Here is a 25,584-nt window from a genome sequence, read left to right as displayed (position 1 = left end):
CTATTTTTCATCATCAAAAAAATTGTCTGCCAAATTATTACAGTTTTTCTCCAGTTTATCAAAGAAGCGCATACGACTGGCACTTTCTTTTGCAAACATTTGATTGGTACCACATGGAGTACTTTCAAAACTCATTACGTTTGTTACGGAGATCGTTGCAGCCACCTTTTCTACATTCTGATTAGCTCCGATATAAGTAAACACCCAACCTTTAGTCTTCAATTCTTCAACCATTTTCTTTATCAGCCTTCCATCATATTCCGAAGAGGAATTTTCTTCCCCGTCTGTTATAATTGTAACCAATACTTTATAATCATCGGTTTCGGATAAAGAATAGCGCAACTTTGTCAATGCCATTCCCATTGCATCATACAAAGGAGTACAGCAATCCGGACGATAGGTCTCATGCGTTAACTCCGACACCACATCTACACTGACTTTATCAAACACAGTCCGGATACTGTCTGAATTAAATACTACCAATGAAACAAAATGCCGTTGTCCTTCATGCTTCCTTTGCGCAGCAGAAATCGTTTGAATCGTTTCATTAAAACCTGAAATAGTTTGTTTCTCAATGATGCTCATTGATCCACTCTCATCCAAAATAATTAAATTATAAACTCGTTGACTCATGTTGTTTTTATATTTTTAGTTTATCAAAAAAAAATCTACAATCATTTTATCTATAATCCTACATACAAACTTTTCTCCTCTCTTAAAAGAGAATTGTCTCCTTATCTGATTAGGAGTCCCAACAAAGCAACTTGTTGACATTCTTCCCTCATCTTTAAACCCGATCTCCACATATACCAGACAGCACTGGTCATCTTTCACCCCTCTGATGTATTGAAATGAAAGAGAGTCATAACAATCACTTACTTTTTCATTCTCCTCCAACAACTTGACTTCCTTATCTGTTATAGTCCCTTTTATATCTTGCACTACCACCTCCAGTAGCTTACTATTCAGCCGGGATATAAGTCCACAAAGATGTGAGTAATCAAAATCGCTTTTACTTCTACGCTGTTCTTCCTGATTACGCTCCCATTCCTTCCTCTCTTTTTCCCGTTCAGGAGTCAGTTCCACTATCCAATAGGTATCTCTCAACTCTTCACACTGATCTAATACAGATTTCTCACTAGCTTCCAACGCTTTACCGGCTTTTTCCCGTGTTTCAAAAGTACCTACCAAATAACTTTCCCGGGCAAAAGTATCTTCGCCCCATACCTCATACATTACCTTGTTCATAATTCCTCCCTGCTATTAAATACTTGGATATTTTTCTTTCAGTTTTCTCATAAAAGGCTTGGTTATCTGTAAATTATCCACCTCATCAAACGGTGGAAGAAACACGCAATTATTATCCTTAATCAAGATCAGGTATCTTACATTAATGATGAATGACTGGCTAACCTGCAACAAGTGAGGATGATAACTCAGTATCTTTTGCGAATTTGTATTTCTTTTCAACATCAGAGAATGTTTATCACACAAAACTGCTTCCCATTGCTTACATTTGGAGTTATAGCGAAAATAACCAATGTGTTCCAAACGGATCAGTTGCAAATTTCCAGTCATAGTGGCAGATAAAAAGATATTATCCTGATCTCCGGCAATACCAATATGCTTCCAATTGTCCATGTTCAGTTCATTTTAATTCGGTTATATGTACTTATATTACCATTGTAAATACTCAAAAACTCCTTGATAGCCCGATGTTTAATATTATAAATATTATCTATCGTTTTATTCCATTTTCGGGCAACCTCCTCAGGTGTATATCCTTCAATAATCATTAATCTTAGGATATCCGCATAACGCTTGTTTTTCATCAAAGACATTACCCGTTTCACATCTATATCTACTTCAAGGTTCAGTTCTGTATTATAAGTATTCCTACAGGAATTTATCAATTCCTCTTCAGAATCCTTCTCCATCAGCACCATCTTCTTTTTGACGAAAAAATGCCATGACACGACAGAAAGCCACGTTTTCAGATGACAATCATTTATTCCTAAAAAAGAATCCAGTCTTTTCCAGTTTCCAGCATTGAGTTCCAGATATAGTTCGTTCACAAGTTCATCATATCCGACTTTACCATTGTAAAGTGAATACTTGATTTCATTCAATAAAAAATAGCATTCTTTATAAAAGAATTGATGAGTTATCCTGTTATCCAGATTTTTAAGGCCATGGATATAGTCATTATCACTCAATAAAGGGCTTTTAGTAGCATACGATTTCATAATGGTAAACCTTTAATTTACCACTTAATGTATTTTAGTCCTTCAAAGTAACCCTACTTTGGAAGAAAAATGTATTATTTCCTATTTTTTAGTGTCAGTCCAGCATAATAAAGCCTGCCCAGTAGAAAGGTTCAGGATAAGTTTGACGTATGAATGCTTTTGCATCTTCAAAAGCCTTTCTCTTATTCCAGCCGTTTTCTGCCAGATTTCTGTAAAAATGCACCATAAATTCTTTGGTAGTCCAATCACTCACTCCCCATAAACTCATCACTAAAGTTTGTACACCGGCCTTCTTAAAAGCACGCTGTAGGCCAAAAACTCCTTCAGAATTGATACTACCTAATCCTGTGTCACAAGCAGATAGTACGACTAAATCCGCACCTTTCAAATTCAGACGGGAAATATCATCTGCCGTCATAATGCCATCTAAAACACCTTCCGGTAGCATGGTTCCCTTCCACCCTGCATTACCACCGGACATGATCACACCGGATAACAACATTGCATTCTGATATCCTGCCAACCTTGATACATTCTCCGCATCCGTCGGAGTATAGTAGAAGCCATGTGTAGCCAAATGAATAATTTGAGGTGCCTGCCCATCCAAATGAAAGAAAGATTCCTCAGTACCCTGAGTTCCAGTATAAATAGTCGCATCTATCCGGCAGTCTCCCAGCAAATCAGCAATACTATTTACCTCCTCTTGGGTCATAGGAAGATAGCGATAAACAGAATCACTGACCATGGCTCCACCACGCAATGCAAAAAGTCGGGATATATCATATTTCTTACTTTCCGCATCCATAACGGACAAATCGACATCATAATATAACCCTCCGTACAAAACCGCACTTGTATGTCCAGTTTGTTGTAATTCTTGCCTGCAGATTTCTCTGGTAGAAGACAATCGTATAAAATGATACTGATCTCCCAATATAGAATCAGAGGTAACAGCTACAGATTCAAGAGATAGCTGATGTAAAGTACCAGCCGGAACATAATAAACGGTCTCACCCAGATGAATATAATGAGACAGTGATTCCCAACAAAGCTTCAACAAAGATTGAGAATAAGGGAAATGATAAAGACGGTCTGTTATATTATTTACAGTGTTATATAATGAGTCCAATTGATTCTGATTAAAAAGCGGAACCAATAAGGGATATTCCCACTCTTTCCTTAAAACATAAGCTGCATAACAATGAACGGAATCTAATTTAAAATCCGTAAAGTCAATGGCAACCTCACCTTCTTTCAAAGCATTTTTTATATCCTTATATTGCGTATTCAAGAACTGAGTATAGTTTCCATAAAAAGAGCACTTGCTTGCCAACTGTTTATCAATCTGATCAATCTGAGAATAAAGTTCATTGGCATTCTCTGTCCCCTTACCTGTAGCTCGCTCTACTTCGGTCAATCGACTTTGTAACAGTAGCATTTTATTATACAGTGCCAAGTCTTCTTCCGTGCCACTCTGCCGTAGTAAATTCCTCATAGACCTTTCAGACTCCAATAACAATCCTTTCGAAAAGACCAATGCATTATATGCATCGCAGGCAAAAGGCTCCTGCTTTACTCCTATTTTTACAGCATAAGCAGTCATATTCCATAATATATCAGAAAGATCATTCCAGTATTTAGTTCTGGCGTTCGTTGGCAAATATCTTAATTGCTTTTTAATAAGCTCTTTCAATAAAATTGCAGCCTGCCTGTAATCTTTGCATCCAACTTGCTTTTCATTGGTGAATCCTTCAATGTTGGCTAAATAGTAAAGTGAATTTGCATACTCCATAGACTGATCTCCATATTTAGATTTACACAAAACTGAATAATGGGAATAATTCTTTTTAGCGACAGCAAAATCTTTTTTATGATACCAACAATTGGCCATAGCCAGCAAAATATGCATTCTGCTATTACTATCTTCCGGGTAACGGACAGACAGCAGACTGTCTGCATATTTATAATCAGCTATTGCCAAGCCGTATTCATCAAAGTTTGCATATAATAAACCTCTCTGTACATAATGACCGGCAACCGTTTCCATAGACACCGACTTCAGCTGATGACTCAGGAATAAGGAATCCATACAGCAAAAAGCACTATCCTTTAATCCCATTTTCTGATAAATATATGCACGGTTCCGGTAAGGAGAATAACGATTAGCTGACGCAAGACCAAACTCTGAAGCATAACAAGACAAACAACAGGTGTTATATTTTAATGCGTCATCATATTTTTTCTGTGCTATCTTCAGATCGCACAAGCGTAAACTGGTAATAAATAACTGGCTATTTCTTACCTCTTCCTGCAAATTGGGAATCAGACTTAAATTCTTTAAATAAAATGATTCTGCTAGTGCATCATTTCCCCACAAATTTTGTGCATTGTCCCCTCTTTCATAATTCAGTTCCATCTGAATATTGACATCGCCAACATTTGACATTAAAGAATCTAGCCTAAGTGACAATTGCAGATATTCCTCCCACTCTCCAAGCTCCTTCAATACACCACTTTGTCCTTTCAAGGCATCAGTCCACATAAGTGTATCAGGTATCTGCCGGGCAATGTTCACCACCTCGTTATACCTTTTCATAGCCTCATCAGCCGAATAGAATCTTTTTTCTATCTCAGCCATTTGCTTTAATACGGACATCTCATCTCCCTTATCAGAAATCTCCTGAAAAGATTTACGTGCTTCTATAAAACATCGGTATGCTTCTTTATTCTTATTCTGCAGTTTAAGAACACAACCTTCAAAGTACCAGCTCAGTCCTATTTTCTGTATGCTTTTTATGCGCATCTCGCCTGTAGCAAACGTCAAACCTTGATGCAATACACTTCTCGCCTTTTCATAATCACGCTTTAATATCAGCTCCAAAGCACGTGAGTAGTAAGTCGAGTCCGGCTGCGTTTCGGTATACTGCCGGGCATTTACTCCGACAGTCGCCATTATGAATAATATATAAGTCACCCAACGTCTCATCTTAGCATCTTTTATCTAAGCAACATCCATAATGAATCCGCCTTATCGCGATAATCGCCTTCTTGTAATCTATACTGTTCTAACGATTCACGGACTTCATTATATTTTTTTTGCCCAATTAATGATTGAATACGTAACCACTCTAACTGATAAAGAACAATAGAGTCGCATTCATGTATATAAACATCTTCCTCTGTCTTTATCTTTTTAGCTAGTACCAGAGAGTCTTCACTCCTATATACAATTCTCAAAGAATCTACTAAAATCAAAGCTTCATCATATTGGCTATCATTCAATAACTTCACGACATTCTGAGTATGTGTTCCTCCCCGTTGGTACATTCCCAAGTCTGATGGGATAGACACAGGGATAGACAAATGATCATCTCCTACATGAAAAAAGAAAACAGCCAATACTAAACAAGCAGCCAAAACAGATACGATTCTTCCAATCTTGTAAACCTGGTTTCGCTTGGACCGTACTACATCCAGTGCTACCAAATGCTCTTTCATTGCACGTGTTTCAACTGCATCTATTATATCTTTCATCAATTCTACACGCTGGCGTAAAGCATCATCTCCTGCCAATATATTCTCAAAGGCATTCTTCTCACGCTCCGTCATCTCTCCACGTAGGTAGCGATCTATTTTATTTAAAGTTTCCTCTTTCATGTAGATAAGGTTTCAAGTTATACATATTAAACTTTTCTTCAATACGCTTTTGCAATTGTTCCATACATTTATATTTCCGTGTTTTCAATGCATCCTTACTTGTATAATTATCTGACATCTCCATGATTTCATCGTAATTCTTTTGCTCGTAATAGAAAAGTGAAATAATCTTGTAGCAAGAATCGGGCAGGTTCTTTACACATTCTGAAACAATTTTCGATTTCAAATCTTCCGTATGAGTAGTAACGTCTGCCTCACTCATCTTACTATTCAAAAGCTGTTCCATATCCCGTGCACTTACTTCTTTTTTTCTGAGATATTGGTTATAATCATTTTTGGTGATATCTATCAGATATGTCCGCAAACTGCATTTTAACAGATTTATCTCTCCAGCAGCATTTCTCTTGTAAATTTGATTATTTTGTACAAAAATAGAACAACGCCGGATCTCTTTCCACAGTTTCACAAATGACTCCTGAAAAAAATCATCTTCCAGATTTTCTTCCTGAAACAGCTTCTTATAAGTTTTACGAAAATAATCTCTACAGTAAGTATGAAAATGATTAATCACTTTCATGTTTTCTTTTTGAATTTCCAGGATGTAAAATTCATCCGTATATGATTTAAATCCCCACATCAACTATTTTCCTCCAAATACATTAAAGATTTTATATCCGGATTGCCCAGTCAACACAGGAGTCTGCGGCAAACCTCTCCGATTCTCATCCATAAATGATTTTATTAATTGGATTAATTGATCATTAGACAGTCTACCCAATGATTCTTTATGTTTATACAAGCCATAACTCAATTTTCCATATCCATCCGGTAATTCTGTATTAGACTGATAATTCTTGCAAGCACTCAGCGTCAGCCAATACTCCGGAGTCTTTTCTTTTTTGACGACAAGAGCAGGATCAATGGGAATCACAAACTTCCTCTCCGTACCTCTCACACACTCCTTGCTTATATCTCTCGAAGAATCTCCACTATGGCATGCATCTACTGCTACCAACAGATGTCCCGACGTTCCTATTTTATTATGTATATTTGTCAATAGTAAGCCGATCTCATCATCTACCAGATGTTTCTCTCCACGATCTTTATTACTATATTGCAAATATCCGTCATAAGGAATCCAAGCCTCATCCAAACCATCCTCTTCATCTCCGTCTATATCCGTCATTCGTTGCCCATGTCCGGAGAAATGAATATAGACAATATCACCAGCTAAACATCGTTTTGCCAGTTTTTGAAATTCAGAGACTATTTGTTTCTTGGTAGCTTGCTTATTCACCAACGTCTTTACATCATTATATTTATAGTATTTCAGCATTTCCACGATAATAGGGACATCCTTATCACCATGAACAGCAGACCAGCTAGTATCTTCATATTCACCTAATCCTATTACTAATGCTCTTTTATTCTGCGCTTGCAAATACAAAGAAAAGAATATGATAAATGTCACTACTAAAGATTTCTGATTCATAGTCTAAACATCAATGTCTAATTCATTTTCCAGCCTTTATTTCTAAATACAGATTTACATGAAGGACAAAAATCATCCTAAGCAAACAGTAATGTAAAAGCTAACATACTTAGAAAAGCCTGTTTCATCATATTATACTTTTCAATTTCTATTATAAGCCTTTTTTAAAGCATCTCTAGCCCACTCCAATCTAGTTTTAGCTTTATCTTTGGCGTCTTTTGCCCATCTTTGACGTGTTTTGGCTTTATCCACTGCATCTTTCGCCCATCTTTGACGGGTAGCTACCTTGTCCAAATTATTTCTATCTGCATAATATTCAGCGTCCTTCAAATACTTTTGCGCCTGATTATTATAATATTTTGCCTCACGTTCATAACCTTCCGCCTGATTAAAATAGTACTTAGCTTCACGTTGATAACTCTCAGCCTGTTTCAAATAGTAATCGTTACTTTGGGAAAAAGCAGGCAATACAATCCATAATCCAACCACAAAAAAAATAAACAATCTTTTCATGTTAGTTCTATTTAAAAATATCCTTTTTATACTATTGAGTCATTCAATCTATTATTCCTAACATGAAGTATGAAAAATATTCCATTATTAAACAATCAACAATGATAATTCCAGGAGCGTGCGATAATTCTGCTGACTCCTGGAATTTTATATACCCCAAACGCTCGAATGCTAATACACAACAATCACATTATGCGTCAACTATATTGTCAATCGCATTCTGTGCTTCATGTGCCTGATTGATAAATAACTGGGCTGTCACTGGTGAACCACTATCCATTGCATCCTGAGCATATCGCATACAATCATCATAATTGTTCTCCAATGATTGAATCGAATGTTGCACTGTCGGATTATTCAAATCATATCCAAAGGAATCATAATTGAAGCTAGACGGATTGAATGGTGAATTCATAGAAAATAATGAAGCATCTATAGGTGGTAATCCAACAGATGCAATCGCATCATCAAAAGTCAAATAAGGCGCTGCCGGCATCGTATCGAAAGCATTATACAATAATGTCATAGGATCTGTCGCTGCCATCCATGTCGAGGCATCTGGAAGATAATGACTATAATTGTGAAACATATCGAATGTACCATATTCTACTCCTGCTACAACAGGCAAATGATAGTCTTCACCCATACTTTGAAATGCTTCTACAGCGTTTGGAGTGGGAATATCCGTTGAAACCATAAAATGCTTTGAATCAGACCACGCATCCATAAACTGATCCATTGGATATGCCTGGGATTCTTGCCCTGTTCCAGGATCAGTCAATATGACCATTGGATTATTAGGGTCGGCCATATCTATTCCAGCCACAATTAGTGCATGATCAGGTGTATCACCATGGAAGAAATCATTCCACCACCCTAATAGTTTATTATCCCACAACTCACCACTATCAACCCCCACAATAACCTTATGCCCCTGTGCCAGTTCATTTGCTAAGTCAAAGACATTTGCATTCACCGTTTGAGTACATGGGATACCAGCTTCTGCCAGCAGTTTACCAACATCTCCCATTTGAGTACCTGTTCCATCACCTGAATACCACCCGTGTTCAATAGAATATTGCACCAACTGATCTTCAGAAACTGGAACTCCGAAATCATTTAAAATAAGTTGCTGGGATTTAATAGCACAGGTATCAGCATATTCCTGTTGAATTGAATTGTTTTCTAAAGCTGCCATAATACAATTTTATTTTTTAATTAATACCATATTCATTTAACTTAGTCCCCCAATAACTATCACCAACTGAAGCTGCTACAATTGCCGTTGACCAAGCTCCCATATCATCTTGTGTATACCATGTTCCATTGGGAAATATCTTGAAGTTGTCTGCCGAGTATCCTGATGCATAATCCCCTTGCGGATGATAACAGTTAATGATAGAAGAACCATCTGTATAGTTGGTAAGCGTAGCTCCTTCTGTTATCCATAATAAACCAAGTTGTGGATGAACATATTTAACCTTTACCAATCCCGAGAAATCGGTCATAATAACAATTAATGCCCGATAAGTCATATAACTAGCGTCAGTCCATTGCACTTCTACCATCCTATAAATAGATGGGGAGGATTCAGAAGTGAAAGATGACGATGAAGTATCATCACTTTCCGATGAATCATCCGTCGTAATACCCACATCAGTGTCATCATACGTATCAGCATTGTCATAACCATCATTCGCCGCAGTTTCAGTAGCAGAACTTGATGGTCTAACAGGCGCTGTATCTATATAATCCGAACTTGAAGATTCTGAAATAGCATAGACACATATTCCAAGAATTATAACTGCTACAATAGACAAAACGACCTTCCAAATACCCAAATCGCCAGATGCATTCAGATTGACGCCACATCCTCTACAAAACTTTGCTTCATCAGGATTAGTAACCTTACATTTTTTACATATTTTCATCTCCAAATCTTTTTTTAACCATTCTTAAGAACCCTCTTCCACAGCTTCAGCTGAATCCATATTTGTATCTTTTCTTCCTGCAAGAGAATCTTGCAATTGTTTAATTATTTGGTTATACTCATTGCTCTGATGGATTATCTGTTGGTCTTTTATTTTCAGCTGCTTTTGAAGCAAATGAATTGTCTTTCTTTGATTGACCGGTTCTACGTTTCGAGAATATAAAAGTGTCATCAATAAGATCAGACAAAATATAAACAAGCCCACTATAATCCAAACACTTCCCAATACATAAGTTTTTTTTTTAATTTTTATTCCCCCAATATTAATATACTCTTCAGAATTATTATGAGATGCAAATAAAAAATAATCACATGTTTTTTTGTTTGCGGTACTATTTTCGTCCAAAGAAGGGATGGCTACTTTTTGTTGTTCAACATGCTCTGTTTGCACAGATGTAGCACAGCTATTTTTACCATCTTTTACTAACGGAGCACCACACATTGGACAATAATAAATAGTATCTTTTATTGATGGACTTTTTTCATCTTGACGGAGCTGTAGGAATATAGCAGAATAGTTATCATGCGATTTTTCATCACACATTTCTCTCAATCGCAAAGTACGTTCTTCTAATATTCCTTCGTACAAAACTGCTTCAATTTCATTATCACGAAGTGCATCATTCACTCCATCAGTACATAACAATAAGTAATCACCATCTGTTACATCCACAAGTGTATCTATCGTCATTTCGATTTTTTCATCTTTGCCGGCCTGAACACTACGTGTGAGAATATTCTTCTTAGGACTATTATAAGCTTCTTCTTCTGTCAATATTTGATTTTCTACCGCTTCCGCAACCATAGAATGATCTCTAGTACGGAATTTGATATTGCAACAATTATCTAACAAATAGCATCGACTATCCCCAACGTGCCCCACTAACACATTATAACGGTTCAATGCCACCACAACGAGAGTTGTACCCATACGACGTTCATCGTGATAAGTATCAGCGTCGTTCAATTGTTCGACAGCAAAATCAAGTGCTTCTTGAAGTACATCGGAGGTATATTCATCTATTTGTAATTCTTTAAGATAACGAAATACGCTCGTTCCAACAATTTCACTGGCGATTTCCCCATGCCCATGACCTCCCATGCCATCACAAAGCACAAAAATCCGATCCTGATCATCACAAGGGTAAATGAAGTCCTCATTTTCTTTGCGATATTTTCCTTTTTCAGAAAAACTTGCACTATTTATAACTTGTACCATAATTCATTCTATTAATATTAATGCTATAATGATCTAAGAACTTTTCCATATTTCACGCAGAACGCCACCCGCTCCCACTATCACTCCCGTCTTTCCAACCATGTTAAACACATATATCAGATATATTGCCAATGCAATTATAACAATAGAAAAGACTACTTTTGCAACTGTACCAGTTCTTTCTGATTGTGTTCCAGATGGAGAAGATTCTTTCACTTTGGGGCCGCCAGATTGTATCAACAACATCCCACACCATCTGCAATATTTCGCATCAATGGGATTATCCGTATTGCATTTACTGCATCTTTTCACCATAATACTACGCTTCTACGTAAGCTATCTCTTTTGATCCGCAATAACAGCAATAATTGTTCTTGTTATCATTAAACTCTGAAGGCAGAGAACGGTAACAACTTTTACATTTCCAACGTTTAGATACCGAAGAAGTAAATATGTACCCACAATAACAGGAGGAATTCCCGAGCGGACTTTCCCTTCCACATTTAGGGCATTTCTTTGTTACTTCGGATATTGCTATTTGCTCCTTTCCGCAATATGGACAGTATCGAACATTCTCTGCAATTTTTTGATGGCAAGCAGGATTAATACAAACCCTCTCCTTTTTATTACCTATTCCTTCCAATGCCAATTTCAATTGATTAAAACCAGCAAACCTTTTGTTGGGATTCTGTTCTGTGCATTTATCAATAATAGTAGCAAAAGGTTCCACTGTTACTTCAACAGAAGGATCATCTGTACCTGTCAATAAAAAGTGCAACGTTTTACCAAAAGAATAGATGTCAGAAGCTACTGTCAGTTTGCCACCTACTTGTTGTTCAGGGGAAGCATAAGCGAGCGTCCCTTTAAATGTAGACTCTCCTGTTTCTGTTTTGGTAGTGTACATCTCTGCACCTTCTACAATGTCTGCATTCTCGCCTATAATTTTGGCTATACCAAAATCTATTATTTTAATATATCCGTCTCTGGTACGAAATAGATTATTAGGTTTTATATCTAAATGCAAAATATGTTTATCATGAGCATATTGCAAACCTTCTATTACTTGATAACATATCTTTTTCACTGAGTCCGGAAGAATTCCATTAGGAGTTTTTTCTTTAACAAATTTCTCTAAATCCATTCCATCAAGCCAATCCATCTCAAGAACGGTATACGTTTCTCCAGTCTCATCATCAACATAAGTGAAAGCATTCAATGCTTTGATTATATTCGGATGATCCAGACTCTTAAGTATTTGAATACCCTTCAGGAAGCGTTGACAAAGTGCCGGATTGTTTACCGCCTTATCTGGACGGACTACTTTAAAAGCACGACAAAAACCTGAACTATTCATTCCTTTATATACTACGGCCATTCCACCTTGTGCCTTTTCTACAATTCTATATCCATTTATTTCCTTTGGCATAATCTTTGGTTTTTAATATTATTATAGAGTTATTTTTATTATTATTTCTATCACTTACCAATAAAAAATATTCATTTACCGTTTTTCGACAATAATAAAGTTCAAAAGAAAACAGATATTGTTCACTTTTTAAACTGAAATCTTGTTACACCTGCTTGGATGGTGGCTCCATCCACTAATGCTATATTTCTAGGTGCAAAAGGTACATTCAAGTTCAAAGCCAACCTATCATTAATTATAGTAGCCTTTTTTTGACTCATTGTAGTTACCAAATATTCATAATGTCCTGACGAGTTTCTGGATACATCAATAGTAAAGTGTTCCCGACTCATAGCCGGGTCGCTAAAACTAAAATCCTGCTCACTACTCCGTCCGAAAGTATTCACGCCTTCTTTTAATTGACAGACCTCATTCCCACAAATCAATATTCCAATCTGTTCTTCCGCCATAGAAGGCTGTTCTTGTTTATCCAGCAACCTTTCTATATAGGCAATTCCCCCCAAGCATACAGCATAGTTATGATTATATTCCCCATTAATTCCGGTCATACTACGAATGATACGCACCTCGGAAGCATTATGGGAGGCAAGATGTTGTCGAAGCTTTTCACTGACTAAAGGAATTGATGTGGATCCACCTACCAATAAAACTTGATTTATATGCGTCCATTCTTTATGAGCCGTTTTCAACATTGAATCACAAGCACTTAGTGTGAGATCCAGTTTCTCTCCAATCAAAGCATTCAGCCCTTCCCTATTAAGTGAGAAAAATTCATCATTTGAAAGTATGATTGTCCCGCTAGGTGATGCTGACAAGCTCTCTTTCAATTTCTTACAAGCCTCATAGTCATTCCATCGTTTCTCCCGGACCAGAGGTTTATCCATGTCCGTTGCTTCTTTCTGAGCCTTTTTATAAACAGCTGCATCGAAATATTGTCCACCACATTTCACTCCACTATTACATCCCAAAAAAGTTGGGTTGTCCACTTCTCCCATATCCATCAATGCAGGATCGAAAGTGCCGCCTCCAAGATCATAAATTAATGATAAACCTGCCGAACGACTATCATTGATGTAAGCATAGTGCCAAGCAGCGGCTTGCGGTTCCCGCAAAAACTCCACCGTCGTAAAACCAGCATCTAAGGCAGCCAACCTCATGATATCTTTACGCGAATCTTGCTCTGTATATATAGCCGGAATCGTAAGAATTACTCTATCCAAACGTGCTCCGTTATTTTCTACTTCAGAGCATCCTTTGATGTATCTAAGTATTTCAGCTACCACCTTTTGGTAATCCACCCCGTTACAATCCGGCGAATTAGCTATATCCAGCTTAAACTCCTGCAAGAAACTTTCAGGATAATGTGTTTTAAAGCTCTCCGCATTTTGGCATACCACAATTTTATCCCTTGACAGTACACATGCAACTGTAGGGAAAAAAGGGACATTGTTAGGCGATACCAATTTCGGCCTACCATCTATTTCAATAGCAGCAGCAGAATTACATGTTCCAAAATCTATGCAAACCCAATTACCCATATACTTTTTATCAAAAATCAGTCATTTATTATGTTCATAAAATAGCACTTACACTACATCGATATCATAATAGCCCAAATGGATATAAAGACAGCAAAAATCATCAGTATAATCCATACCCACTCATAATTTCGCTTCAAAATCTGCCCACAATAACGGCAGTACTTTGCATCTACAGGATTATCTGTGTGACAATGTATACATTCCATATCAATACTATTTTAGCTCATTTCCATAAATATCCATAATATATTGACGTCCGTTTTGCTGTACGTTCAGAATCTGTCCTTCAATTTTCCATGATAACCAATCATAAATTGCCGGAAGTTGTATCTCATACCGCCGAACACTATATACACCAAACTTTTTATTCTTCACTATAAAAGTATAATCATCATCATTCACAAAATCCAGTTGTATGTAATCCGCTTCTTTAAGAAGTTCACTCTTGACGTATCGATTGGGAAATGATTTATCAAAGAGTTTGTATTTAAAAGAAACATAAGCAATGACAAAACTGCAAACAAAACCGCCTAATGCAACAAAAACAAAGCCAGAATCTCGGCGAACAAAAAAATTAACAATTCCTCCAATAGCCATCAAACAGCCGATAACAAAAAGAAACTCTAATAAATATAATAAAAGAGTAGCCCCTAACGAGCTTTTTAACGTTATCATAGTAGTGGGCATAAAACCAAGCTCTGATAATCTTTCAAAAAAACTTTCTAATTGTAGAACATTACCACATACGCGACAATATTTTGCATCATCCGGATTATCACATCCACAGTTATTACACTTCATAATTATTACTTTTCTATCTATCACATTATTATATCAGAACGAGTTAAAACTCTTTAGCTATTATACAAGAAGGCACGTGCTTGATTATACTGATAATCCATCTCCTGCAGTTTCTTACGCAAATGTGCATAAGAAGACAAGATCACACGTTTCCATTCTTTTTCATCAGGATCAAATTCATCATTGAGTTCTTTTCTCCAAAAACCCTCACGCTGGTAAGCATACTTTATCATATCTTGGGCAGACATATTTTCGCCCGAAAAGCCTAAACGTTCAGGAGCAGAAGAACCATGTTCACCACAGAGACGAAAGAATTCTTCAGCGACGTCATCAACAAGTTCTATTTTACGACAATATATCTTATTCAATAATTCGTATTCATTATGTTCATAAACCAACGCTGAAAAGATATCTGCTATACGTTGTTCTATGCGATTCAAAAGCTGGCGTTCTATTTGTCCGCCATCAGACGCTCTTTCTTCATGTATGACATGTACTAGATTTTGATAAATGCTCTCGAGCTTGATAAGTTTAGCACGCCCTCCAAAATGATTATGAAGTACTGTCATGAACTCATGTGCACCACTTTCGGTATAAAGTAGTTTCTTTGCCCCCAAAAGATTCGCATCAGGCTCGGTTTGTATATAGCGAACTATCAAATCAATGGCATACAAATCTAGTTTCATCAATAACTCTTTACGCTGCATCATATTAATGGAAACTTCATAATCCGGATCTACAAAATCTGCTGCCGACATCATCAGACAGGGCAATAAATCTTTATCTTTGACAGCTAACTCTCGTACTAATCCAAACTCTTCCTCTGTCATGGTAGAAGCCCGCATAAACAGTAAAGATGAAATAGGATAAATATTAAACAGAGTTTTACGCAACATGGGATTATTTGCCAAAGTATTAGCTGCCATACGTTGCCCTATTTGTAATGCCGTCCAGCTATGCTCTGCATCTTCCATCCATAAAATGTCTATTTTGGAAAGAATCCCGATTGCATTAAGTGGATTGAAATTCCCTCCCCGATTGAAATCCTGAACAACCTTAAGAGTATTTTCCGCCACAGAATTAGTAAACAACATAATCACCGCATCAGGACGGACATGCTTTAAGAAGTCGAGTGTATTTTGAGAATCCTGCCCACGAACAGCATCCAACCCGGGAGTATCTATGATATTTATCTCACGTAATATTTCAGCATCGTCAAACGTTTCAATGTAACTTACATTATTCAGTAATTCCTTCCGCCCGTCACTTTCTATTGTCCATCGGAGGAATTCCTCCGGTTTTCTATAAGAATCCGGAGAACCATCTTTATGATGAATAATAATATCAGATTCCGGTGCTCCATATTTCAGCCAACCAACATTATAAGTCACCTCCATTTGTCCCGTTGCCATCACTCCATCTTTTCCTAAAATCGCATTTACAAGAGTAGACTTGGATGAACTGATCTTACCAATAATTGCCAATTGCATAGGTTCATGCAGTTTTTTTATGGAACGTTCCAGCGTTTCATGTAAAATAGGTAACGACCCGGACGGAATGGTCTTAAACAACTCATTCAGTTCTATTTCTATAGCATTTATATTATAACCTTCTTCCATAAATCACTAACAAATAGTCTCATTTGGATCCTGACGCAGTTTTTCTTCCTTATTTTCATGTGCCTGAAACGGATTAGAAAGGATTAGATCAATCATGTGTTTTTGAGTGACTAAAGGATTCATCAGCCGTTCCAGTTCCATTTTACGAGATAAAATCGTTTTTTGATTTTGTGAAAGTTTATTCAAATCAGCCATTAATGTTTGTAGGGTTGTTTGCACTTCCTGCACACGTTGTGACACTACCTTAATCCAAACCTGCTGAAATTCAGTAAAACGACTTTCAACAAAAGTACGCAACTGTTGCATAGCCACAGTTATTTGAGGTTGGTATTGCTCTCGCAATTCCGCTACTTTAGATGCACGGACCGTATCAGAGTGGCTCTTTGCAGCGATGCCCAGCCCCACGGCAATAGGGATAAAAAGAGGAAGGCCGAATCCAAAAACACCAGCTAAGGAGCCCACAACCAAATTAGTTGCAAAACCAGCACCCATACCAGGAACAAGAGACATCAAACGTCTGTGAATAGGTACCTCATTTTCTGCATTTACTTCCATTATTGAGTAAGAAAAATCTTTCACTTGATATTTCAACATTCCCTGAAATTCTTCTATTCGAGATATGCGATCGAAAGCATGTCGAAGTTCTAACACTATTTCGGCACCAAGTGATTCCAACGCCAAGTTCAACTGTTGTCCAATCCACTTACCACCGTTCTCTTTAGTCGCCTGCTCGCTCTGCAATAGTTTATTTAATCCATTGGAAGAGAATAGTATACTTTGCTCATTCAAATGATTGATTACTTCTTCACGAACTTCTGTAATTTTCTGTTGAATTTTAATCCGGAATTCAGATGACGGGTTATTCAAGTCATATAACTGTTTTTGAATAATTGTTTCCTTTTGCTTAAGCTCCGTCAGAACTTTCGGATCCGGCATTTTTATCTGGGTCAGCTGAATCTTTATCGGCTCAATGACTTGCTCTAGTAAATCTGAAAAGTCATCACGAATATTCCTTATTATATCTTCTTTATAAGCAATCATCAGATGCTGAAGCTCCGAATCAATCAAACTAAAATGTGATTTCTCGTACATCTTCTCCACATGAGTTTGATTAAATGCCTGTTTAAACTTTGAAGACACCGCTATCACATTCGGCTCTTTAGAAGTGGAAGCATGATTCTGAATCTTTTGCACAGTATCTTGTTGTACTTCAACAACCTGCTCCGGAGTTTTCAAATCACATTTATTGATAATAATCGCACTATGCTTAGCATAACGGGTTACCTTCTGATTGTAAAAATCAAGTTCTGTAGTTGTCAAAGGTTCATTGACGTCTGTCATAAAAAGAGTTATATCCGCTTGTGGCAAAAAATAAGTCGTCAAGAAAGCATGTCGTGGGTCCAATCCTCCAACTCCCGGAGTATCAATCAAAACCAGTCCATTTTTCAAGCATTCCAATGGAAGTTCTATTTCCAAATAAAGTGTATTTTGTACTTGTTCAGCACGTCCAACAGTATACTTTTGAATGTCAGCATAAGGAATTTCCGCCTTTTGAACATGAGACAAGTCACCAAAATATCGTATTACCCGTTCTGTATCTCCATATCGAATGATAGAGACCACCGAAGTACATATATCTTGGTCTACAGGACAAATATTACGCCCAATCAACGCATTTACAAAGGAAGATTTGCCCCGTTTAAACTCCCCGCAAATAAGAACTTTTACTTCTGTATTCTGAATCTGCCTGATCCGTTCTTGAATCTTGGCAAGTGAATCTTTTCTATTTAGTCGCTCCAAAATTGGAGTAACAGCGGTAATTACACCAGTTATTTTTCTTATATCTTCTTCAACCATAATTCATAAATTTCAACTATTTATTATACTGTCGGCCCTCCATATTCATTATAAAAATGATCCCCTTTCGTACAAAGCAGAACAATATTATAGATTGGTATCAATATGTACCAACCGCTTACTCCGACATCATGCATCCGTCTCACTGCGACAGCCAAGGATGGAATAAGTACAGCCAAAGAATAAATAGTTCCGACAAATGGTATAATCGAAAGAAAAATATTAACTAAAAAGAAAGACCAATATTCTTTTCTACTGGCCCGTCCCTCAAATATCGCATATTTCTTCATAGCATATGCATAATATTCAAATACATCTTTTTCCTTGGATACACTTGATTGAATACTATGGCCGCAATAACGACAAAAATGCGCGTCTCCTGGATTTTCTATTCCACATTTAATACATTTCATTATTCATTTACATTTACTCCAACTACATAAATCAATCATCATAGGGAAAATAAGGAGCCGAACTGTCATATTCATCACCCGCATCATTGCTATCCAAGCAAAACAAATATAACAAATACAGAGAACCTATAATTGGAACTAGGCCTGCGAGAAGCATCCATCCTGATTTTCCGACATCGTGTAATCTTCTCACCGCTACAGCCACACTAGGCACAATAACAAGAATTACATATATCACAGACAATATACCCGCCGAAACCAATGCCAATATCAAGGTCACTAAGAAATTGAAAAGAACAAAATTCCAATACTCTTTCCGGCTTGCACGCCCCTCAAAATTTCCATAATTCTTCCAAACATGAAAATACCAATTGTAATCTACATTATTATCCATAAATCGTAATATTAGAATTAAACATTTATATAATAACTTATTAAAAGCCCACAAATAGGTAATAATTAACCCTCTACAGCATTTCACTAGTTAAAAAATTAGTTATCAACAGAAAAACAGATTACCTATATATAAGGTAATTATCAGTTCTTCTTTTTAATATAAGAGACGATAACTCTAAAATTCTATCAGTTCATCTTTCTCATTTATCACTCTCCTAAATCGTCAAAATTAAAGTAGTAATCATCAATACAATATTTATATTCGTATGTTGGATGATTATGATTATAAAAAACATTGGCTTTAACTTCCAATTCTTTCTCATCATCTGTTTTTCCTTGTGATCGATAGACAGCTATATAAGAATTGTCTTTACAGTATATATCATAATAGAATATTGTTTGGATAGATGTCCATTCCAATAAATATTTATCATATCGCAAACATACAGGTTGAATTGTAGCCACAAAACGGCCATGGTCAGGAGTACATGATATTGACACCAATACCACAATTACTACTAACATAGATTTTAATGTTCTTCTTATAGTATTCATTCTTCTAAGATTTTAAATTCTAAACACACTGCCATCTTTCTCAAATATACTATGACGATTTTAATTGTTCATAAATAGCTATGGCAACTATTATTGAAATGATAACAGCTATAGTTATATTAACTCCTGAAGATGCAAACTTATTAAAGACCACCCATCCTGCTCCAATACAGAAAACAAGTATCAAAACAATACCCCATCCTGGAATTTTTTCATTCATACTCATATACAATTCAATTTTTAAATACCATTCAGCGAAATATAAACGCAAAAAGCGCAGACCCAATCGTCATCCGTCCCCAGGTATCGCCAAACACCCACTGCACAAATGAACAAATTTGTCTACGCTTCGTTATATTATAAGAAGAGTCATACCACCCAACTTTTATCCACGCAAGATAAAAGAGAGATGTTTAGATATTCAGGTTATAATAATAGAAGTTACAGACCGTTTGACTTCATTCTGGCAGTTCTTTCAATTGGCGATTTCAGGGAACCGGAACTAGCTTACGCTCGATAACTAATATTTCATTTAAACACAGATAAGTCTCTTTAGACTTATCATCATTCGCAAAGATAATGCGAAAAAATAATTATGCAAATAAATTCTTCATTTATCTGATAAAATAAGAAAGCAGCACGATAATCAGTATTAGCTTTTAACAGATACAAATATCATGCTGCTAAAATGTTGTCCTTGTGCAGTCCTTTCATTGGCGATTTCAGAGACCAGGACAAACATATTTTCCATATTCTAGTTCACTGCATCATCTTTACAAGTCTCAAATATAACGAATAATATAGCAGGGAAAAATTACAAAAGTCCCAATCATGCCTAAACAACCCAAAAGCGGTACTATTGATTCGAAAAACATGTCTATCATGACATTTTTTATTTTGCAAATTATAACAACAAAAAGATAGCATTCGTTACAAATATATTATTTACATCTTTCATCTTTCACCTTAAGTCATAAAACATCCTATTTATCGCACTTTCAAACCATTGACAGTTCTTTTTCAATCTATCACCCAATCTTTCATCTTTCACCACCTATCACATCAAAGAAACAGCTATTTCTTTCCTGAACTATTAATAGATAAGTTCCTTTTCATTAAATATAAACTTCCTTTTCATTAATAGAAAACTTATTCCTCACCTGATTCAAACTATAAATGCAAGTTCCGTTTTTATAAATGAAACTTGCGTTTATAAAAACAGAACTTGCATTTATATAATCAAAGCTTTCATTTATAGATTGCAAACAGCCAAAAGAAACTTCTCTATTAGACGAAAGAAACTTTGCATAGGAAAGAAAGGAAGTTTTCTATTAATAGCCAATGCAAGAGATAGTACATAAGAAGAGTCCAATAAAGAGTAGATTATATATTTGGAGAGTCCAATAATAAAACATACCTTTACTCGCCTTTTAAATAAAGAGACATAAACAAAAACACATCTATCATGAAACTTACTTTGATGCGGGACAACGGAGAAACGACAACCATGCGAACGTTGGACATAAACATACAAATAGAAACGATGAAGCATGAAACGAAAGCCCAGCCAGTCAGCAACCTACGCACGAGCATCCGTTACGCATCACCGGACAGCAAACTGGACGACGTCAAGAAATTGGCCAAAGTTGTCCCGGCTGCCACTTTTCGTAAAACAGTCAACGGTATACAGATGACCGGATATAACGGCATTATACAAATAGAAGTGAATCATCTCGCCAACCGGATGGAAGTAAACCGGGTGAAGCAGGAAGCGGCCGAACTTTCACATACATTCGCAGCCTTTATGGGTTCCGGAGGACATTCCGTAAAAATATGGATACGATTCACACGTCCCGATAAGTCACTTCCTCAAAAACGGGAAGAAGCGGAAATATTTCAGGCAAATGCCTACAGGAAAGCGGTCAGCCTATACCAGCCCGCCCTTTCCTATGCTATCGAACTGAAGAATCCTGCTCTGGAACAGTTCTGCCGACAGACTTATGACCCGGAACTTTATTACAACCCTGAATCTACCGTGATTTATATGCGGCAGCCATTGGAAATGCCTTCGGAAACAACTTACAAAGAAGCTGTGCAAGCAGAAGCATCTCCATTCAAACGGTTGATTCCGGGATATGACAGTTTCGACACATTATCCGCTCTCTTCGAAGCTGCTTTAAACAAGGCATATCAATCACTAAGCGAATTACAGCCAAGGATCCATATTCATTCCGATGAAGACCTGAAGCCTTTGCTGGTTCAGGTAGCGAAGAACTGTTTTCAGGCAGGAATACCGGAAGAAGAGACGATCCGTTGGTCCACCGCCCATTTCTATACAAAGAATAAAGAATTCCTGATCCGGCAAACCATACAGAATGTATATACGTGCGAAAAAGGTTTCGGAAAGAAATCTCCCTTATCAGCAGAACAGGAACTGGAATTTCGGACGGAAGAATTCATGCAACGCCGATATGAATTTCGCTACAATACGATGACGACAGTTACGGAATACCGCGAACGAAACACGTTTTGTTTCTGTTTCCGCCCCATCAGTAACCGTATACGGAACAGCATCGCAATGAACGCACGCCTGGAAGGGCTTAACCTATGGGACAGAGACGTCGTCCGGTATCTGGACTCCGACCGTATCCCTATTTTCAATCCTATTGAAGATTTCCTTTTCAGGCTGGACATCCATTGGGACGGACGTGACCGGATTCGGGAACTGGCAACCCGGGTTCCTTGCAACAATACCCACTGGCCTGACTTGTTTTACCGCTGGTTTCTGAATATGGTAGCCCACTGGCGTCAGACAGACCGGAAGTACGCCAATTGTACTGTACCGTTACTGGTCGGTCCGCAGGCATACCGAAAATCCACCTTTTGCCGAAGTCTGCTTCCACCTGAATTACAGGCTTATTATACCGACCGCATTGATTTCAGCAATAAGCGGGATGCCGAACTTTCTCTAAATAGATTCGCACTCATCAATATGGATGAATTTGACCAGAACCGAGTGAGCCAGCAGGCATTTCTGAAACATATTCTTCAAAAACCGGTTGTCAACGTCCGGCGTCCGCATGGCACCGCTACTCAAGAGATGCGCCGATACGCATCTTTCATTGGGACAAGCAATCACAAGGACCTACTGACTGATACTTCCGGCAGCCGACGCTACATCGTCATTAACGTGACCGGTCCCATCGACTGCTCCCCCATTGATTATGAGCAGCTTTATGCACAAGCCATGCACGACTTATATAGAGGAGAGCGATATTGGTTCAACACGGAAGATGAAAATGTCATGACGGAGAATAATCAGGAATTTCAAGTCATGCCGGTTGCCGAACAGTTGTTTCACGAATATTTCCGAGGGGCAAAAGAAGGAGAAGAATGCGAGCAACTCCTTGCCATTGAAATACTGCAACAACTACAACATGACAGCAAGATTCATGTATCTATCTGCAGTATTGTCCAGTTCGGAAGAATATTACAAAAGAACAAAATACCTTCTTTGCATACGAAACGCGGTAATTTCTACAAAGTAATACGAATCAAGCCGGGAAGAGGATAAGTTTGCAATAAAAAATATCCAGTGAAAGATGACAGATCAGTGACAGATCATTTTACATCTATCACCAACGTACCACTACCATAGACAGGGAGTTTCAGCAGAAGGTGAAAGATTGAAAGATAAAAGCATAAAGAAAAGCTTTAGTGGAGGGAGTATAGATATAAGACGAAACATCGCCTAACAAATTTTCGTTCTACTCAAATTGAAAAAATAGACTCATTTAAATGGAGCCTGCATTCAACTTTAGTAGAACGAAAATGATCATGTAGATTAAATAAATTATTAATGAAAGAACCGAAAATTAAGTATAGCGTCATAACAGATTATCTTTTACGATTCTCCGTTTGACAGGTTTAGATTAAACGAATAGTACTTATTTTGCTTTTTTCTTTTTCTTCGCGTTATCCTTCTTACGCATATCCTGGTATTTCTTATATTGTTCATCGGTCAGAATGCTTTTTATTTTAGCATCTATTTCCTGCCTTTTCTTTTGCATTTCTTCCCGCGTAGGTCTTTCATTCGATTTATTTTTCGCAGGTCTCATTTCTTCCATTGCAGCTTTGAAATCTTTGGCCTGCTTTTCATTCAAGCCCAGATCGGTAACAATCTGTTCCATACGTTTCTCTCTATCAGCCTTTCCATTCTGACGATTTTGAGCCATACATACAGTTGAGCCAATCAATAACGCAACTGCCAAACTTAAAATTTGCTTTCTCATCATTTTAATTCTCATATTAAATAAGTTATGTATGTTAGACCTCACAAATGGGTGAAAGTTAATTCGATAATGAGGCCAAAAACTGTTTTTTCACATTATTTATCAAAGGGCAGCTAGTATCACATCGAAAAACGAATAAACGTTTTCTTATCCGGTAAAAAAACAGCAATATCCAGTTTATCGGTTTAGAAATATTATTTCTATATTTGCAGGAAACAGATCAAAAGCTTGACATACCCTTATGCAAACCTATTACAAAACCGATTAATAATTAAAACGATGAGAACACTTTTCTTTATTCTGCCATTTATCTTTATCACTACAGGATGTATTAAACAGAATACAGAAAAAAGTGATATTTTGACAACAGAGGATATAGCCAAATTTGACAGTTTATTTAATGCCTGGGAAAAAGAAATACACAACAATCCCAAAGCACAATTAAGTTCAAGTACCCGTGCTTACACCATTTTACCCCAATTCAAAGAGCTAAAAGCTATGGGTAAGAAAATTATCCCATGTATCATAGAACAGTTTGAAAAGGACAATAACACTTTTTTTGCTTTACCTCTTTATGACGAATTACAAGATAATGACAGCCTAAAATCTCACAGAGAAACAAGCGAACAAGATAAAGTGAGCGAGATCGTGCAGAAATTCAGAGAACAGGAAAAAAGAAAGATGTGGGAAGAAGCTAATAGATACAAGACGTCTATAACCGACACTACTTTCCTGAAGACAAGAGGGACGATGTCGTATGCTGCAATAGATTTATTCACGGGACGAGGTTTCAATAAAGATTACGCATTTAATCAGGTTGTCTATTTGAAAGCCTTACAAAGAGCCCAGAAACATCTGTCTGTCGTAAATGGTCAGTTGGCATGCGACTTAAAGTCAGGTACAGAAATATATATTTCCGAAGATTTATACCTATTTATCACCGACCTTTTTAAGGATTGGAATACGTGGCTGAAATCGGGAAAATATAAGATAATAAAAGACGAACAAGGGCTTTATACAGTGTTACCTAAGAAAACCAACCAATCATCGCAAACGAACTCCGTCACATTGCGACCTATTCCCCGTGACATTCCGGCTGGAGAGGACATAAGTCCCGCTTCGCTTTCTATAGAAACAGAACACGATCATTATCCGCTATCAACTACAGAAGTAAAAATAACCATCACCAACCACTCTCACTATGAATATGAGTGCGGAGAAAAATACAGCCTTGCTTACTATAACAAAAGTAAACGGCAATGGGAAACATTGCCGACCGATCCTGTCGTTAATGATATACTGTGGATTTTCCCACCGGAGCACCCGAGTCACCAACAAACAATTAAACTCTATACATCAGAATCCCCCAACCATCCAGGGAAATACCGTATCTACAAATCATTCAACAGAGGCACCAAAGTGGCTTATGGAGAATTTGAATTACTACCTTAATGTGAATTTCCAACAACAAGCACACTCCGGATCAGTAACATTCGGATAACAGCTAATCATGGCTCACCCGATAATCATTGGGGGTATGCATAAATCTTAGCCAGTCTAAAGAGGA

The 25,584-nt window shown here is 37.2% G+C and carries 26 protein-coding genes; 2 read left to right on the top strand and 24 right to left on the bottom strand.

The annotated features are described in order from the left end of the window. From KTR06_RS17865 to KTR06_RS17755, 23 genes are all read right to left on the bottom strand, one after another. The gene (locus tag KTR06_RS17865) at positions 1–633 is read right to left on the bottom strand and encodes a VWA domain-containing protein (RefSeq protein ID WP_087318390.1); all 633 of its coding nucleotides are present in this window, start codon (positions 631–633) and stop codon (positions 1–3) included. A 15-nt stretch (positions 634–648) separates the two neighbouring features. Then, positions 649–1,248: a hypothetical protein gene (locus tag KTR06_RS17860; RefSeq protein WP_254306440.1), complete on the bottom strand. Its 600-nt coding sequence runs from the start codon at positions 1,246–1,248 to the stop codon at positions 649–651. Between the two features lie 15 nt (positions 1,249–1,263). Next, positions 1,264–1,641: a transcriptional regulator gene (locus KTR06_RS17855; protein WP_087318389.1), complete on the bottom strand. Its 378-nt coding sequence runs from the start codon at positions 1,639–1,641 to the stop codon at positions 1,264–1,266. 2 nt (positions 1,642–1,643) lie between these two features. Then, on the bottom strand, positions 1,644–2,246 hold the full coding sequence (locus KTR06_RS17850; RefSeq protein WP_087318388.1) for a sigma-70 family RNA polymerase sigma factor: 603 nt from the start codon (positions 2,244–2,246) through the stop codon (positions 1,644–1,646). Positions 2,247–2,340: 94 nt separating this feature from the next. Next, on the bottom strand, positions 2,341–5,232 hold the full coding sequence (locus tag KTR06_RS17845) for a CHAT domain-containing protein (protein ID WP_217290654.1): 2,892 nt from the start codon (positions 5,230–5,232) through the stop codon (positions 2,341–2,343). 11 nt (positions 5,233–5,243) lie between these two features. Continuing rightward, a complete protein-coding gene (locus KTR06_RS17840) occupies positions 5,244–5,903 on the bottom strand; it encodes a hypothetical protein (RefSeq protein WP_087318386.1) in 660 nt (219 codons plus the stop codon). Further along, positions 5,881–6,480 (bottom strand): RNA polymerase sigma factor, encoded by a 600-nt coding sequence (locus KTR06_RS17835; protein WP_141408525.1) that lies wholly within the window; start codon positions 6,478–6,480, stop codon positions 5,881–5,883. Before KTR06_RS17835 ends, KTR06_RS17840 begins: the two co-directional genes overlap by 23 nt. 63 nt (positions 6,481–6,543) lie before the next feature. Next, complete coding sequence (locus KTR06_RS17830; RefSeq protein ID WP_049701252.1) at positions 6,544–7,395, bottom strand: caspase family protein; 852 nt, start codon at positions 7,393–7,395, stop codon at positions 6,544–6,546. Between the two features lie 141 nt (positions 7,396–7,536). After that, on the bottom strand, positions 7,537–7,908 hold the full coding sequence (locus KTR06_RS17825) for a hypothetical protein (RefSeq protein WP_008023101.1): 372 nt from the start codon (positions 7,906–7,908) through the stop codon (positions 7,537–7,539). 190 nt (positions 7,909–8,098) lie between these two features. Beyond that, positions 8,099–9,106, bottom strand: coding sequence for a hypothetical protein (locus KTR06_RS17820; protein WP_212134265.1), 1,008 nt, complete (start codon positions 9,104–9,106; stop codon positions 8,099–8,101). A 16-nt stretch (positions 9,107–9,122) separates the two neighbouring features. Next, positions 9,123–9,839 carry a hypothetical protein gene (locus tag KTR06_RS17815; protein WP_217290653.1) on the bottom strand — a complete coding sequence of 239 codons (717 nt, stop codon included), beginning with the start codon at positions 9,837–9,839 and terminating at the stop codon, positions 9,123–9,125. 24 nt (positions 9,840–9,863) lie between these two features. Continuing rightward, positions 9,864–11,117 carry a protein phosphatase 2C domain-containing protein gene (locus tag KTR06_RS17810; RefSeq protein WP_141408528.1) on the bottom strand — a complete coding sequence of 418 codons (1,254 nt, stop codon included), beginning with the start codon at positions 11,115–11,117 and terminating at the stop codon, positions 9,864–9,866. 33 nt (positions 11,118–11,150) lie between these two features. Continuing rightward, positions 11,151–11,432 (bottom strand): zinc ribbon domain-containing protein, encoded by a 282-nt coding sequence (locus KTR06_RS17805; RefSeq protein ID WP_049701256.1) that lies wholly within the window; start codon positions 11,430–11,432, stop codon positions 11,151–11,153. Between the two features lie 4 nt (positions 11,433–11,436). Continuing rightward, positions 11,437–12,543 carry a serine/threonine-protein kinase gene (locus KTR06_RS17800; protein ID WP_217290652.1) on the bottom strand — a complete coding sequence of 369 codons (1,107 nt, stop codon included), beginning with the start codon at positions 12,541–12,543 and terminating at the stop codon, positions 11,437–11,439. 122 nt (positions 12,544–12,665) lie between these two features. Continuing rightward, the gene (locus tag KTR06_RS17795; protein ID WP_217290651.1) at positions 12,666–14,081 is read right to left on the bottom strand and encodes an Hsp70 family protein; all 1,416 of its coding nucleotides are present in this window, start codon (positions 14,079–14,081) and stop codon (positions 12,666–12,668) included. A 53-nt stretch (positions 14,082–14,134) separates the two neighbouring features. After that, positions 14,135–14,290 (bottom strand): zinc ribbon domain-containing protein, encoded by a 156-nt coding sequence (locus KTR06_RS24780; RefSeq protein WP_212134242.1) that lies wholly within the window; start codon positions 14,288–14,290, stop codon positions 14,135–14,137. 7 nt (positions 14,291–14,297) lie between these two features. Continuing rightward, positions 14,298–14,885 (bottom strand): zinc ribbon domain-containing protein, encoded by a 588-nt coding sequence (locus tag KTR06_RS17785; RefSeq protein WP_217290650.1) that lies wholly within the window; start codon positions 14,883–14,885, stop codon positions 14,298–14,300. Positions 14,886–14,938: 53 nt separating this feature from the next. Further along, on the bottom strand, positions 14,939–16,504 hold the full coding sequence (locus KTR06_RS17780; protein WP_120069868.1) for a dynamin family protein: 1,566 nt from the start codon (positions 16,502–16,504) through the stop codon (positions 14,939–14,941). 6 nt (positions 16,505–16,510) lie between these two features. Then, positions 16,511–18,361: a dynamin family protein gene (locus KTR06_RS17775; RefSeq protein WP_117683420.1), complete on the bottom strand. Its 1,851-nt coding sequence runs from the start codon at positions 18,359–18,361 to the stop codon at positions 16,511–16,513. Between the two features lie 23 nt (positions 18,362–18,384). Next, positions 18,385–18,774: a DUF805 domain-containing protein gene (locus KTR06_RS17770; protein WP_008023117.1), complete on the bottom strand. Its 390-nt coding sequence runs from the start codon at positions 18,772–18,774 to the stop codon at positions 18,385–18,387. Positions 18,775–18,805: 31 nt separating this feature from the next. Next, positions 18,806–19,168, bottom strand: a complete 363-nt coding sequence (locus KTR06_RS17765; protein ID WP_049701262.1) for a DUF805 domain-containing protein — start codon at positions 19,166–19,168, stop codon at positions 18,806–18,808. Positions 19,169–19,377: 209 nt separating this feature from the next. Further along, positions 19,378–19,725, bottom strand: coding sequence for a hypothetical protein (locus KTR06_RS17760; protein WP_133304333.1), 348 nt, complete (start codon positions 19,723–19,725; stop codon positions 19,378–19,380). 49 nt (positions 19,726–19,774) lie between these two features. Next, on the bottom strand, positions 19,775–19,951 hold the full coding sequence (locus tag KTR06_RS17755) for a hypothetical protein (RefSeq protein ID WP_153882610.1): 177 nt from the start codon (positions 19,949–19,951) through the stop codon (positions 19,775–19,777). 1,239 nt (positions 19,952–21,190) lie between these two features. Here KTR06_RS17755 and KTR06_RS17750 point away from each other — a divergent pair. Continuing rightward, positions 21,191–23,299 (top strand): BT4734/BF3469 family protein, encoded by a 2,109-nt coding sequence (locus tag KTR06_RS17750; protein WP_008023125.1) that lies wholly within the window; start codon positions 21,191–21,193, stop codon positions 23,297–23,299. Between the two features lie 373 nt (positions 23,300–23,672). Here the strand turns inward: KTR06_RS17750 and KTR06_RS17745 are convergent, their stop codons facing one another. Further along, entirely contained in the window at positions 23,673–24,017 is a 345-nt protein-coding gene (locus KTR06_RS17745) for a hypothetical protein (protein ID WP_049701263.1), read from the bottom strand. 279 nt (positions 24,018–24,296) lie between these two features. Here KTR06_RS17745 and KTR06_RS17740 point away from each other — a divergent pair, with 279 nt between their 5' ends. Further along, the gene (locus tag KTR06_RS17740) at positions 24,297–25,469 is read left to right on the top strand and encodes an immunoglobulin-like domain-containing protein (protein ID WP_217290649.1); all 1,173 of its coding nucleotides are present in this window, start codon (positions 24,297–24,299) and stop codon (positions 25,467–25,469) included. The last annotated feature ends 115 nt before the right edge of the window (positions 25,470–25,584 follow it).

Source organism: Bacteroides sp. MSK.20.12 (assembly GCF_019052435.1).
In the GTDB taxonomy this organism is placed as follows: Bacteria; Bacteroidota; Bacteroidia; order Bacteroidales; family Bacteroidaceae; genus Bacteroides; species Bacteroides xylanisolvens.
This window is presented reverse-complemented; position numbering and strand designations above follow the sequence as displayed.

Excerpts from the sequence above, each read along its gene's own strand:
- KTR06_RS17865 (WP_087318390.1), bottom strand. The coding sequence starts at position 633 with ATGAGTCAACGAGTTTATAATTTAATTATTTTGGATGAGAGTGGATCA.
- KTR06_RS17860 (WP_254306440.1), bottom strand. The coding sequence starts at position 1,248 with ATGAACAAGGTAATGTATGAGGTATGGGGCGAAGATACTTTTGCCCGG.
- KTR06_RS17855 (WP_087318389.1), bottom strand. The coding sequence starts at position 1,641 with ATGGACAATTGGAAGCATATTGGTATTGCCGGAGATCAGGATAATATC.
- KTR06_RS17850 (WP_087318388.1), bottom strand. The coding sequence starts at position 2,246 with ATGAAATCGTATGCTACTAAAAGCCCTTTATTGAGTGATAATGACTAT.
- KTR06_RS17845 (WP_217290654.1), bottom strand. The coding sequence starts at position 5,232 with ATGAGACGTTGGGTGACTTATATATTATTCATAATGGCGACTGTCGGA.
- KTR06_RS17840 (WP_087318386.1), bottom strand. The coding sequence starts at position 5,903 with ATGAAAGAGGAAACTTTAAATAAAATAGATCGCTACCTACGTGGAGAG.
- KTR06_RS17835 (WP_141408525.1), bottom strand. The coding sequence starts at position 6,480 with ATGAAAGTGATTAATCATTTTCATACTTACTGTAGAGATTATTTTCGT.
- KTR06_RS17830 (WP_049701252.1), bottom strand. The coding sequence starts at position 7,395 with ATGAATCAGAAATCTTTAGTAGTGACATTTATCATATTCTTTTCTTTG.
- KTR06_RS17825 (WP_008023101.1), bottom strand. The coding sequence starts at position 7,908 with ATGAAAAGATTGTTTATTTTTTTTGTGGTTGGATTATGGATTGTATTG.
- KTR06_RS17820 (WP_212134265.1), bottom strand. The coding sequence starts at position 9,106 with ATGGCAGCTTTAGAAAACAATTCAATTCAACAGGAATATGCTGATACC.
- KTR06_RS17815 (WP_217290653.1), bottom strand. The coding sequence starts at position 9,839 with ATGAAAATATGTAAAAAATGTAAGGTTACTAATCCTGATGAAGCAAAG.
- KTR06_RS17810 (WP_141408528.1), bottom strand. The coding sequence starts at position 11,117 with ATGGTACAAGTTATAAATAGTGCAAGTTTTTCTGAAAAAGGAAAATAT.
- KTR06_RS17805 (WP_049701256.1), bottom strand. The coding sequence starts at position 11,432 with ATGGTGAAAAGATGCAGTAAATGCAATACGGATAATCCCATTGATGCG.
- KTR06_RS17800 (WP_217290652.1), bottom strand. The coding sequence starts at position 12,543 with ATGCCAAAGGAAATAAATGGATATAGAATTGTAGAAAAGGCACAAGGT.
- KTR06_RS17795 (WP_217290651.1), bottom strand. The coding sequence starts at position 14,081 with ATGGGTAATTGGGTTTGCATAGATTTTGGAACATGTAATTCTGCTGCT.
- KTR06_RS24780 (WP_212134242.1), bottom strand. The coding sequence starts at position 14,290 with ATGGAATGTATACATTGTCACACAGATAATCCTGTAGATGCAAAGTAC.
- KTR06_RS17785 (WP_217290650.1), bottom strand. The coding sequence starts at position 14,885 with ATGAAGTGTAATAACTGTGGATGTGATAATCCGGATGATGCAAAATAT.
- KTR06_RS17780 (WP_120069868.1), bottom strand. The coding sequence starts at position 16,504 with ATGGAAGAAGGTTATAATATAAATGCTATAGAAATAGAACTGAATGAG.
- KTR06_RS17775 (WP_117683420.1), bottom strand. The coding sequence starts at position 18,361 with ATGGTTGAAGAAGATATAAGAAAAATAACTGGTGTAATTACCGCTGTT.
- KTR06_RS17770 (WP_008023117.1), bottom strand. The coding sequence starts at position 18,774 with ATGAAATGTATTAAATGTGGAATAGAAAATCCAGGAGACGCGCATTTT.
- KTR06_RS17765 (WP_049701262.1), bottom strand. The coding sequence starts at position 19,168 with ATGGATAATAATGTAGATTACAATTGGTATTTTCATGTTTGGAAGAAT.
- KTR06_RS17760 (WP_133304333.1), bottom strand. The coding sequence starts at position 19,725 with ATGAATACTATAAGAAGAACATTAAAATCTATGTTAGTAGTAATTGTG.
- KTR06_RS17755 (WP_153882610.1), bottom strand. The coding sequence starts at position 19,951 with ATGAGTATGAATGAAAAAATTCCAGGATGGGGTATTGTTTTGATACTT.
- KTR06_RS17750 (WP_008023125.1), top strand. The coding sequence starts at position 21,191 with ATGAAACTTACTTTGATGCGGGACAACGGAGAAACGACAACCATGCGA.
- KTR06_RS17745 (WP_049701263.1), bottom strand. The coding sequence starts at position 24,017 with ATGAGAAAGCAAATTTTAAGTTTGGCAGTTGCGTTATTGATTGGCTCA.
- KTR06_RS17740 (WP_217290649.1), top strand. The coding sequence starts at position 24,297 with ATGAGAACACTTTTCTTTATTCTGCCATTTATCTTTATCACTACAGGA.